This is a genomic window from Sporolituus thermophilus DSM 23256 (genome assembly GCF_900102435.1).
Classification (GTDB): Bacteria; Bacillota; Negativicutes; order Sporomusales; family Thermosinaceae; genus Thermosinus; species Thermosinus thermophilus.
This window is the reverse complement of sequence record NZ_FNBU01000022.1, coordinates 43,239-53,534: the sequence shown is the minus strand read 5'-3', so window position 1 is coordinate 53,534 and position 10,296 is coordinate 43,239. Positions and strand designations below refer to the sequence as shown.

10 protein-coding genes and 10 tRNA genes are annotated in these 10,296 nt (G+C 52.2%); 17 read left to right on the top strand and 3 right to left on the bottom strand.

The window, feature by feature from the left end:
• Positions 1-16: 16 nt before the first annotated feature.
• The 11 genes from BLQ99_RS12035 (at position 17) to BLQ99_RS11985 (ending at position 1,913) form a co-directional block, all read left to right on the top strand.
• A tRNA-Asn gene (locus tag BLQ99_RS12035) sits at positions 17-92 on the top strand.
• Between the two features lie 5 nt (positions 93-97).
• A tRNA-Gln gene (locus BLQ99_RS12030) sits at positions 98-173 on the top strand.
• A 9-nt stretch (positions 174-182) separates the two neighbouring features.
• A tRNA-Lys gene (locus BLQ99_RS12025) sits at positions 183-258 on the top strand.
• Positions 259-263: 5 nt separating this feature from the next.
• Positions 264-349 (top strand) — tRNA-Tyr (locus tag BLQ99_RS12020).
• A gap of 6 nt (positions 350-355) precedes the next feature.
• A tRNA-Met gene (locus BLQ99_RS12015) sits at positions 356-431 on the top strand.
• Between the two features lie 4 nt (positions 432-435).
• A tRNA-Thr gene (locus BLQ99_RS12010) sits at positions 436-511 on the top strand.
• 9 nt (positions 512-520) lie between these two features.
• A tRNA-Gly gene (locus tag BLQ99_RS12005) sits at positions 521-594 on the top strand.
• Between the two features lie 6 nt (positions 595-600).
• Positions 601-689, top strand: a tRNA-Leu gene (locus BLQ99_RS12000).
• Positions 690-701: 12 nt separating this feature from the next.
• Positions 702-788, top strand: a tRNA-Leu gene (locus BLQ99_RS11995).
• A gap of 33 nt (positions 789-821) precedes the next feature.
• Positions 822-907, top strand: a tRNA-Leu gene (locus BLQ99_RS11990).
• 112 nt (positions 908-1,019) lie between these two features.
• On the top strand, positions 1,020-1,913 hold the full coding sequence (locus BLQ99_RS11985) for a DUF1848 domain-containing protein (protein ID WP_093691302.1): 894 nt from the start codon (positions 1,020-1,022) through the stop codon (positions 1,911-1,913).
• A 97-nt stretch (positions 1,914-2,010) separates the two neighbouring features.
• On the opposite strand, the gene BLQ99_RS11980 is transcribed toward BLQ99_RS11985, so the two are convergent.
• Both BLQ99_RS11980 and BLQ99_RS11975 read right to left on the bottom strand, forming a co-directional pair.
• Complete coding sequence (locus BLQ99_RS11980) at positions 2,011-2,532, bottom strand: 3-isopropylmalate dehydratase small subunit (protein ID WP_171904671.1); 522 nt, start codon at positions 2,530-2,532, stop codon at positions 2,011-2,013.
• 12 nt (positions 2,533-2,544) lie between these two features.
• Positions 2,545-3,804 (bottom strand): 3-isopropylmalate dehydratase large subunit, encoded by a 1,260-nt coding sequence (locus tag BLQ99_RS11975; RefSeq protein ID WP_093691300.1) that lies wholly within the window; start codon positions 3,802-3,804, stop codon positions 2,545-2,547.
• Between the two features lie 177 nt (positions 3,805-3,981).
• Between BLQ99_RS11975 and BLQ99_RS11970 the strand changes: the two genes are divergently transcribed.
• Together BLQ99_RS11970 and BLQ99_RS11965 are read left to right on the top strand one after the other, a co-directional pair.
• Entirely contained in the window at positions 3,982-4,158 is a 177-nt protein-coding gene (locus tag BLQ99_RS11970) for a small, acid-soluble spore protein, H family (protein WP_093691298.1), read from the top strand.
• 260 nt (positions 4,159-4,418) lie between these two features.
• Positions 4,419-4,910, top strand: a complete 492-nt coding sequence (locus BLQ99_RS11965; RefSeq protein WP_093691296.1) for a ferritin — start codon at positions 4,419-4,421, stop codon at positions 4,908-4,910.
• Positions 4,911-4,956: 46 nt separating this feature from the next.
• Here BLQ99_RS11965 and BLQ99_RS11960 read toward each other — a convergent pair whose 3' ends face one another.
• Positions 4,957-5,142, bottom strand: coding sequence for a small, acid-soluble spore protein, alpha/beta type (locus BLQ99_RS11960; RefSeq protein WP_093691294.1), 186 nt, complete (start codon positions 5,140-5,142; stop codon positions 4,957-4,959).
• A gap of 212 nt (positions 5,143-5,354) precedes the next feature.
• Between BLQ99_RS11960 and BLQ99_RS11955 the strand changes: the two genes are divergently transcribed.
• The 4 genes from BLQ99_RS11955 to BLQ99_RS11940 all read left to right on the top strand — a co-directional run bounded on the left by BLQ99_RS11955 (position 5,355) and on the right by BLQ99_RS11940 (position 10,253).
• Positions 5,355-5,975, top strand: a complete 621-nt coding sequence (locus tag BLQ99_RS11955; RefSeq protein WP_093691292.1) for a TorD/DmsD family molecular chaperone — start codon at positions 5,355-5,357, stop codon at positions 5,973-5,975.
• A 2-nt stretch (positions 5,976-5,977) separates the two neighbouring features.
• Positions 5,978-7,192, top strand: a complete 1,215-nt coding sequence (locus BLQ99_RS11950) for a molybdopterin molybdotransferase MoeA (RefSeq protein ID WP_093691290.1) — start codon at positions 5,978-5,980, stop codon at positions 7,190-7,192.
• A 145-nt stretch (positions 7,193-7,337) separates the two neighbouring features.
• On the top strand, positions 7,338-9,020 hold the full coding sequence (locus BLQ99_RS11945; RefSeq protein WP_093691288.1) for an FAD-dependent oxidoreductase: 1,683 nt from the start codon (positions 7,338-7,340) through the stop codon (positions 9,018-9,020).
• A 306-nt stretch (positions 9,021-9,326) separates the two neighbouring features.
• Positions 9,327-10,253 carry a DUF1858 domain-containing protein gene (locus tag BLQ99_RS11940; RefSeq protein WP_093691286.1) on the top strand — a complete coding sequence of 309 codons (927 nt, stop codon included), beginning with the start codon at positions 9,327-9,329 and terminating at the stop codon, positions 10,251-10,253.
• Positions 10,254-10,296: the final 43 nt, after the last annotated feature.

Below are 10,296 nucleotides of genomic sequence, written 5' to 3'. Positions count from 1 at the left end.
GTAGACGCCGGTATATTCCTCGGTAGCTCAGTCGGTAGAGCAATCGGCTGTTAACCGATCGGTCGCAGGTTCGAGTCCTGCCCGGGGAGCCAATTATAGGGGCGTAGCCAAGTCGGTAAGGCACGGGACTTTGACTCCCGCATGCGTTGGTTCGAGTCCAGCCGCCCCTGCCAACTTAATATGACCCACTAGCTCAGTTGGTAGAGCACCTGACTTTTAATCAGGGTGTCGATGGTTCGAGTCCATCGTGGGTCACCAAAACCGGAGGGGTTCCCGAGTGGCCAAAGGGAGCAGACTGTAAATCTGCCGGCGATCGCCTTCGTTGGTTCGAATCCAACCCCCTCCACCATACTATCGCGGGGTGGAGCAGTAGGTAGCTCGTCGGGCTCATAACCCGAAGGTCGCAGGTTCAAGTCCTGCCCCCGCAACCAACATGCTGGTGTAGCTCAGTTGGCAGAGCGTATCCTTGGTAAGGATAAGGTCGCCGGTTCAATCCCGGCCATCAGCTCCATTCTATAATGCGGGTGTAGCTCAGTGGTAGAGCCCCAGCCTTCCAAGCTGGTTGCGTGGGTTCGATTCCCATCACCCGCTCCATTATCCGCCGGGGTGGCGGAACTGGCAGACGCAAGGGACTTAAAATCCCTCGGGTGGTAACACCCGTACCGGTTCGATTCCGGTCCTCGGCACCAGAAAACTTACATGCGGTCGTGGCGGAATTGGCAGACGCGCTAGACTCAGGATCTAGTGGGGGCAACTCCATGGAGGTTCAAGTCCTCTCGACCGCACCATCAATGTATACATCTTCCTCCCCCCCCTAATATGCGGTTGTGGCGGAACTGGCAGACGCACCATCTTGAGGGGGTGGCGCCCAAAAGGCGTGTGAGTTCAAATCTCACCAACCGCACCAAAACATGAAAAAGGCTTTCAGGAGTGATCTTGAAAGCCTTTTTCATATTTTATTTGCGGTTAGCCCGTGCCATAATGGAAACAGGATACGTATGAGCTAAGGAGGCAGTAACTTGATTATCAGCGCTAGCCGCAGGACAGACATACCTGCTTTTTACGCCGAATGGTTTATGAATAGGATACGGGCGAACTTTTGCACGGTTGTTAATCCTTTTAACCGGACACAGGTTTCGCATGTTTCACTGCATCCCCGTGATGTAGACGTCATCGTTTTTTGGACGCGAAACGCCCGGCCACTGCTTCCTTATCTAGCAGAATTATCAGCGCGAGGCTACCGCTACTATTTTCATTATACCTTAACAGGGTATCCGTCATTGCTGGAACCCTATGCTCCTTCTGTAGAGCAGTCGATGGCAAATTTCCGGGAACTTGCCGGGAGGATAGGAGCGGATAAACTTATCTGGCGCTATGATCCCATACTAGTGAGCGATATAACTGACTACGAATATCACCGTCGCAATTTCGCGGGACTGGCTGCACGGCTAGAGGGCTATACCCGGCGGGTTGTTGTCAGCTTGGCCGATGAATACCGCAAGGCGACAAATAATTTTCGTAAGCTGACCCGGCAGGGGATTACGGTTAGAACGGATTATGGCGGCGACGCTTTCGCCGGCCTAATGATCTGTTTTAGCGCGATAGCGCGGGAGCATGGCATGGAAATTTTCAGTTGCGCCGAAGTCTATGACCTTACTCCCTTTGGCATTTTTCCCGGAAAATGTATTGACGATAAATATCTACGCGCTGTCTTTGGCATCCAGGTAGCGGCCGGCAAAGACAAATCGCAGCGGCCCGCCTGCGGCTGCGTGCCGAGTAAAGATATCGGGTTTTATGAAACGTGCCTGCATGGTTGCCTCTATTGTTATGCCGGCACATACCCTGCCGCGCGCAAAAACCGGCTGGCTCACGACCCTGTTTCCCCGTCTCTTATCGGTTGGTATAATGCATAGCATCGCTCGAGCCTATCAATAAAACCCAAGCCCGGTGCAAGGCTCTGCCTTGCACCGGGCTTACTAATTCAGCGCAGCTGCCATTAACCGGTGGTTTTTAGCGCTGTTCTACCTTATGGGCGACGAGGTCGCGGCCATACTTCTTTTCCAGGTAAGGAATGAGACCGCCTGCCGAAAGAATTTCCATGACCGGTGCGGATAGCGGGGTCGCCTTATAGGTTTCGCCGGTAGTCTTGTTAGTAATTTCGCCGGTTTCCAGGTTTATTTCGAGTGCGTCGCCGTCGCGGATGCGGTCCACTTCCTGACATTCCAGGACGGGTAGGCCAATATTGATGGCGTTACGGTAAAAGATGCGGGCAAAAAATTTAGCCACGATGGCGCCGACGCCGGCCATTTTTAGGGCAATGGGCGCCGTTTCCCGGCTGGATCCCGGGCCAAAGTTGGCGCCGGCCACGAGAATGTCACCGGGTTTAATTCTTTTGGTAAATTGTTCGTCGATGCCTTCCATGGCGTGCTGGGCGATAATTTCCAGTGACTTTTCAAGGTATTGCGGAGGGGAAATAAGGTCGGTATTAATATTGTCACCGTACTTGAGGACATTGCCCTGTAAGATTTTCATACCTTCTTCCTCCTATAAGTATTTCCGCGGGTCAGTAATCTTGCCTTCAATGGCCGCTGCCGCTACCGAGGCAGGGGAGGCAAGGAAGATTTCTGCTTCTTTATGACCCATGCGGCCGACGAAATTCCGGTTGGTGGATGAGATAGCCCGCTCGCCCCGGGCGAGGATGCCGCTGTGGAGGCCAAGGCAAGCGCCGCAGCTCGGGGCCAAAATCATGGCGCCGGCATCGGACAGAATCTCGATAATTCCTTCACGGACAGCGCGATGATAAATTGACCGCGACGCCGGCGATACCAATAGCCGCACATCGGGATGGACTTTTCGCCCTTTGAGGATTTTGGCCGCTTCGACAAGGTCCGGGTAGCGACCGTTGGTGCAGGAGCCCAGATAGGCCTGATGGATAACTTCGCCTTCGGCCTCGGTGATGTCTACCACCTTATCCACTTCGTGGGGAAGGGCAATCTGTGGGACCAATGTATCGGCGTTAAACTCAAACTTCTGGGCATACTCAGCATCGGGGTCGCTGTACATTGGCGTGCCTTTCGGGGCGCCGATGCTTTCCAAATAGGCGAAAACCTTGTTGTCCGGCGCCATTAAACCTGTTTTGGCGCCGGCCTCAACGGCCATGTTGGTAATGGCCATCCGTTCGTCGACCGAGAGATTTTCGATACAGCTGCCGGCAAATTCCATAACTTTGTATGTTGCCCCGGCTTGGCCGATTTCCTTGATCGTCCGGAGAATAATATCTTTGGCGTAGACGCCCTTTTGCAGTTTGCCATGCCAGACAAATAACATTGTTTCCGGTACCCGCAGCCAGATCTGTCCGGAAACCAGCACGCCCAGCATTTCCGTTGAGCCGATGCCTGTCCCGAAACAGCCGAACGCCCCGGCGGTCGTGGTATGGGAATCCGTTCCAACCATGAGCGTCCCAGGAATATCAAAGCCTTTTTCCGCCAAAACCTGATGACAGGGGCCAAGCCCTTCGTAATATTTACTGATGCCGTATTCCTTGGCCCAATTGCGGGTAAACTGCAAAATTTCCGCCTGCGTGATATTGGCGGCGGGCGAGTAGTGGTCGGAAATAATAACTACTTTTTCTTTATCCCAGATTTGATTGCCCAGTCTTTTAATATGCTCGGCGATGACCACCCGCGGACCAAGCAAATCGTCCATCATGGCAGTGTCCACATTGGCCCATACGAATTCACCGGGCTTAACTTCGCGTTTATTGGCCGCTCTGGCAATAATTTTTTCGGCCATTGTCATGCCCATAGGGAACCCCTCCTTGGCATATTTTGTCAACATTTTTATTATAACCTGAACTAAGCAATTTATTGAAGAGCGGTATTGGCGGAAGGCGCATTTTTTTGTTTGCGTAGCGTATATTGTCGCCGGCATTGATTTAATACTACTTTTTAAAGGAGGTATGGCGATGTTACTGACCGCGCGGTGGAAATCATTGCGGCGCCCCAAAATATCGAGGTAATCTATCACAATCAGCCGGTGTGGATTGAGGCCATTGATAAAGAGCGTAGCATGGCGGAAGTAGTAATACTCGGCAGCAAAGAGCGACGCAGCGTTCCGGTGGCAGAACTCGAAGAAACAGGATTTGTGGAGGAATTGTAAAGAGCTGGCGCCGGCCTTGACCAGGCCGGCGCTAATTATAGCTAGAAGTAAGCTGGCTAACAACCGGCTATGCACTCGTCAATGATTATTGCCCAGTATTAAGACTGCCACCGGGAGTGGCAACCCATAAATTAAAATGTTTTTTTGCGGAAAAAAATTATTTATTAAACCACTTGAATAAGATTGGACAAATTTGTTAAAATTAAAGCACGGTAAATATTGCCAAGCAATTGAAAACGAAGAACGAAGGGAGAATCGATATGATTAGTGCTAAAATGCAGGATGCTTTAAATCGCCAAATCCAGGCGGAATTTCAATCGGCTTACCTCTACCTTGCCATGTCGGCTTACTGCGAATCCAAAAATTTAAAAGGCTTTGCCCATTGGCTTAAGGTACAGTACCAGGAAGAAACCAGCCATGCCCTGAAAATCCTTAATTATCTCCTCGAACGGGGCGGCGTTGTAGAACTGAAGGCAATTGAAGCGCCGTCGGCTGAATTTGGTTCGCCGGCCGAAGTATTTGAAAAAGTCCTGGCTCACGAACAGCATGTGACCAGCCTGATTAATAAACTTTATGAAACGGCGGTCGAGGAAAAAGATCTGGCGACGCAAGTTTTCCTCCAGTGGTTCATTACCGAGCAGGTGGAAGAAGAAGCCAGCGCCAGCGATGTACTCGAGCGGATCAAGATGATTGGCGACCGCAGCAGTGCTATTCTTTATCTTGACAAAGAACTCGGCAAACGGGAAGGTTAAAACAAAGACTCCCCAGACGTGTAAGCGTCTGAGGAGTCTTTTGTATTTATGCCTTAGGGGTATCGGTATCCTGCTCTGCCAATGTTTGCTCGGCGCGTTTAATGGCTTCCCTTACCATCATCCCTACTTCGCGGGTGGTGACGTCACCCCAGTCGCCGTCTTCAATCTTGTTGCCGAAGCCAAGATCATGGGCCAACCGTTTTTTGAGTTTATCAGACATGACTTCACCCATCTGCTTCACCTCCAGCGAATTTTTACGGTATTCTTCATATAGGTTGAAACAAACAACCCACATTTATGATGACCAATTTCTGTTGGTGCTTTTTTCAGACGGTTAGCAATTGTCGAAAATTATATTTCCCGGCTTTAGCAGGGTTTGGCAAGGAAATACGAGAAATAATCTGGCGGGCAAGCCTTAAATTTTTGCAAGGGTGAGGGCTGGTTATGGATAAACAGGAATACCGCGTTGGCTTATATACGCTGTTTGCGGAGATGCTAAAGGAACCGACTGTGGAATTTGTGCAAGAACTACCGGACATGGCGCAGTATTGCCGTGAGGCGTTTGCTGCCCTGGGGTACAATATACCTTTAGCGGCTTACCAGGGATGGGGCCGCTGGGCCGGTAACATACAGGCTCTTAAAGACGCCTATCTTCGCGCTTTTATTTTTCCGCCTGACCGGCGGTTGGTGCCGGTTGAGTCGATATACCGGCAATGGACTTTTGATGAAACGGCTGAAGTTCCTATTGCTAAAGAAAAAGGCTATCTCATGAGTGATGCTGCGCTCCATATGATGGAGCTCTATAAACAATATGGACTGGAAATTCCCCGTGAATTCCAGAGTATGCCCGACCATCTCTGCCTGGAACTGGAGTTTGCCGCCTTCCTGCTGGAAAGGGAAAGCGCCGAGCGCCAGGCGGTTTATATTCGCGACCATCTTGATTGGGTAGGCGACCTTTACCAGGACGCACTTAACCTAGATATTCCGCAGTTTTACCGCGAGGTTGTTTACGTTATTTCCTTGTTTCTGGCGCATGAACTACAGGCGATAACGGAGGAGAGCTAACCATGGCGCTAAAATTGGAAACAGCTCAGGAAATACTGTTGGCCACGGCTTCTGTCATGCCGGCTGAGTGCCTGCCGCTGGAACAATGCTGGCAGCGCGTGTTGGCCGAAACGGTGGTTGCCGACACGGATTTTCCTCCTTTTGACCGTTCGCCTTTGGATGGATACGCGGTCATTGCCGATGAAGTTAAGCATGCCCGGCCGGACGCGCCTGTGCGCTTACACCAGATTGAAAATGTCGCCGCCGGCAGCGTCGCCCGCGAAACCGTCCGGCCCGGCACGGCCTGCCGCATCATGACCGGGGCGCCAATCCCGCCGGGCGCGACTGGCGTCATCCGGCAGGAGGATACGGCGGTAGAGGGCGATATCATTACAATTATGGCCGGCGCGGGGGCGGCCCAAAACATCTGCCGGCGAGGCGAAGAAATCACCGCCGGTGAAGTCGTATTAACGGCCGGCACTGTCATCAACGCCGGGGCGATGGGCATGCTGGCCGCGCTGGGCAAGGCTGAACCGCTTGTTTATGTTCGGCCGCGCGTCGCCCTTATGGCCACAGGCAGCGAAATAATTCCGGTCAATGAACCGTTAACACCGGGGAAAATTCGCAATTCCAATAGTTATATGTTAAGCGCCCAGGTGCAAGAAGCCGGTGGGCAAGTGCAGCTGCTCGGCGAGGCCCGCGATGATGTGGACGCTATCATCGAACTGCTCGAGCGCGCCGCCGACTGTGATGTCTGTATCACCACCGGTGGCGCATCGGTGGGTGATTATGATCTAATCGGTGAAGTTTTTAAGAAGATGGGCGTAAAGGTGCTGTTTGAACGCGTCAGTATAAAACCAGGGATGCCGGTACTTGCCGGCGTGAAAGAAAACAAGCTGTTTATTGGCTTGTCTGGTAATCCGGCGGCGGCCAGTATTTCCTTTGAACAGTTAGTACGGCCAGTTCTGCTCAAAATGAGCGGCCGCACTGGCTGGTGGCGGCCGCGTGTACGGGCAACGCTGGCGGCACCGTTTGGTAAAAGCACAGGGGCAAAACGCTTTGTTTGGGCGAGGTGTTGGCAAAACGAAGCGGGGCTGCTCGCCGAGCCGCTTCGGCTCCAAGGCAACGGCATGTTAAAATCGGCTATTGCCGCAAATGCGCTTGTCGTCATTCCCGAAAACAGCCCGCCGCTGCCTGCCGGTACGGAGGTAGAGGTCTTCCTCCTGGTTAACGCCTAAGGGCTAAGTTATACTTATGTGGTAATAATGAGAAAAATATAACAAAAGCTGGTAAAGACAGTTGACTTTGTTCATTTTAGTACTATAGAATTAATATAGGAATAACCCCCCATGGGGGTAGGGGGGAGTGAAGGAAGGATAGCACATGAAAAAAATCGTTGTGATCGGCGGTGTGGCCGCTGGTCTGAAAGCGGCGGCGAAAGCGCGGCGCTGCGACCCGAAAGCCCACATCACGGTAGTGGAAAAAGGTGAGCTCATTTCTTACGGCGCCTGCGGTATGCCTTATTATGTGGCGGGCGATGTGGATAATATTGAGCAGTTGATGATGACTCCTGCCGGCGCGGTGCGCAATCCCGCCTTTTTTAAAAATGTCAAAGATATTGAGGTCAAAACTAAGACGTTGGCGACCAAGATTAATCGTGACCGCAAGACGGTAACGGTAAAAAATCTGGAGTCGGGCGAGGAAACGGAATTACCGTATGACAAACTGGTTATCGCCACCGGTGCTTCGCCGGTAAAGCCGCCGCTGCCGGGCATTGAGTTGGCCAACATCTTCCAGATGTGGCATCCCAATGATGCCAAAGCGGTGCGGGAAGGTTTGGAGCGCGGCAAATTCAGCCGGGCGGTAATCATCGGCGCTGGTTTGGTAGGCATGGAAATGGCCGAAGCGCTCAAAATGTGGGAAGTCGATGTTGCGGTAGTAGAAATGAAAGAGCAAGTATTTCCCGCCTTCCTTGACCCGGAAATTGCCGGCGCGGTGGAAAAATACGCCCAGGAAAAAGGCATCCATATTTATACGGGCGAGAAAGTGGAGCGTTTTAGCGGCGACGGCAGCGTACAAGAGGTCGTTACCGACAAGCGCGTTTTGCCCGCCGATCTAGTCATCCTCGCCATCGGGGTGCGACCGAATGTAGAGCTGGCAAGGGACGCAGGTCTGGAACTTGGCGTTACCGGTGCTATTGCCGTTAACGAATATATGCAGACCAGCGACCCGGATATTTATGCCGGCGGCGACTGTGTTGAAAACACCAATATCATTACCGGCCGCAAGGTTTATGCACCCATGGGTTCAACCGCCAACAAGCACGGCCGGGTGATTGGCGAAAACCTCTGCGGGGCCAAGGCTAAATTCCGCGGAGTTCTCAATACGGTCGTCGTTAAAGTCATGGATCTTAACGTAGGCAAAGTTGGGCTGACCGAGCGAGATGCGAAAGAACTTGGTTATGAATATGTGACCGCCCTAATCGGTGGTCATGACCGGCCGCATTATATGCCGGGCGCCAAGCTTATGAGCCTTAAGATTATTGTCGACGCCAATACGCGCCGGGTTTTAGGCGCTCAGGCCTTTGGCGAGGCTGAGATAGCCAAACGTATCGATGTGATTGCCACGGCTATCACCTTAGGCGGTACTGTCGACGACCTCTTTGATATTGACCTGGGTTACGCGCCGCCCTACAGTAGTCCCATCGATAATGTGGCGGTGGCCGCCAATGCGGTTATGAATAAACTGGCCGGCAAGCTGAAAGGCATTTCTCCCCTGGAAGCCAAGGACAAACTCAACTGCGAGGATATTATTTTTCTCGATGTCCGGTCGCCCGAGGAGTGCAAGCAAATCCGGCTGGCCAATTGCAAGGATATCCGCTACATCCCGCTGGGTCAACTGCGCAAGCGATTAAGCGAGCTGGACAAAGACAAAGAAATCATTGCTTTCTGCAAAATCAGTTTGCGGGGCTATGAAGCGGCCCTCATCCTGGAGGGCGAAGGCTTTGACAAGGTGAAAGTCATGGAGGGCGGCATTATCGCCTGGCCCTTTGCCTGTGAAAAATAAAAACACGCTATAAGCAAGAGAGCTCCCGGGTCTGGGAGCTTTTTTATTTATTTTTACTGGTTTCGGATTTGCATTAGAAGCTGGCTAGTCGCTTGGCCCCGTCGGACATGGCAGCAGGAACGGCAAATTTTGCCTCAAAAACGCCAGCTTCTACGTTGGCAGGAAAGACGAATTTCAAGCCCGGAAACCAAGTCGGATTGGTTTCCTTAGCGTGAGGAGTATCACATTGGCAGGGTGACGTAAGTCACAGCTGCTGCCGGCCGCTTATCGTACAATTAAGCTAGATGATAAGTTGAGGTGATGAGTATGATGCCGAAAGCAGCTAATCTCCAAAAAATCCGCGAAGGCCGGCGGACCTATGCGATTACCCCCAGTGTGCCCGGGGGCTTTATCAAACCGGCGCAGCTCCGCAAATACGCCGACATTGCGGAGAAATACGGAGCTACACTCAAAATGACGTCGGCCCAGCGCATGATGATCATCGGCCTGAAAGCGGAAGATGTCGACAAGGTTTGGGAAGAACTGGGCGTCAATCCGGCGCTGTCTTTTGCTAACTGTGTGCGCAGCGTTAAAATGTGCCCCGGCAGCGCGTTTTGCAAGCGGGGCCTAGATGATTCAATTAAACTGGGGATGGAATTGGACCGGCGCTATCATAAACAGGAGATGCCTTCGCGGTTGAAAATTGGGGTAGCCGGCTGTCCCAACTCCTGCTCGGAAGTGCATATCAAAGACATCGGCGTGTTCGCCACCGAAACGGGCTGGACGGTAGTGGTAGGCGGCTCCTGCGGGCGCGAACCGCGTCTGGCCGATAAATTGGCGGAAAATCTTACTTACGACGAAGTGCTAAAATTAGTGGAAATCGTGATTGATTACTATAAGAAAAACGCCGATATTGAACGGCTTGGCCAAATGATTGACCGGATCGGCTTTGAAAAATTCCGCGCTGACGTACTGGCCCTATTCCAAGGGGCGAAAGAGGTAAAAGCCGAGCCAGCTGCTAGCCAGGTTGCAGCAAGCGAAAAGAAACCGGCGCCTGTTCAGCCAGGCAAAATAACCAAAGACAGCATTATTGGCCAAATTATCCGCAACAATCCCCGGACCATTGCTGTTTTTCGCGCTCATGGCATGGGTTGCCTCGGTTGCCCGTCGGCGAGCGGGGAAAGCGTCGAAAAGGCCGCGGGAATTCACGGGATTGACTTGGAAGAACTGTTGTCCGAATTGAATAAAGTATAAAAAAGCCGCCCATCCCGGCGGCTTTTCCCTTTCACGCAGTTGG

What these genes read in the sequence shown, in the direction of transcription:
- BLQ99_RS11980 (WP_171904671.1), bottom strand. Translation starts at nt 2,532, where the DNA reads ATGAAAATCTTACAGGGCAATGTCCTCAAGTACGGTGACAATATTAAT.
- BLQ99_RS11975 (WP_093691300.1), bottom strand. Translation starts at nt 3,804, where the DNA reads ATGGGCATGACAATGGCCGAAAAAATTATTGCCAGAGCGGCCAATAAA.
- BLQ99_RS11965 (WP_093691296.1), top strand. Translation starts at nt 4,419, where the DNA reads ATGATTAGTGCTAAAATGCAGGATGCTTTAAATCGCCAAATCCAGGCG.
- BLQ99_RS11960 (WP_093691294.1), bottom strand. Translation starts at nt 5,142, where the DNA reads ATGGGTGAAGTCATGTCTGATAAACTCAAAAAACGGTTGGCCCATGAT.
- BLQ99_RS11955 (WP_093691292.1), top strand. Translation starts at nt 5,355, where the DNA reads ATGGATAAACAGGAATACCGCGTTGGCTTATATACGCTGTTTGCGGAG.
- BLQ99_RS11950 (WP_093691290.1), top strand. Translation starts at nt 5,978, where the DNA reads ATGGCGCTAAAATTGGAAACAGCTCAGGAAATACTGTTGGCCACGGCT.
- BLQ99_RS11945 (WP_093691288.1), top strand. Translation starts at nt 7,338, where the DNA reads ATGAAAAAAATCGTTGTGATCGGCGGTGTGGCCGCTGGTCTGAAAGCG.
- BLQ99_RS11940 (WP_093691286.1), top strand. Translation starts at nt 9,327, where the DNA reads ATGATGCCGAAAGCAGCTAATCTCCAAAAAATCCGCGAAGGCCGGCGG.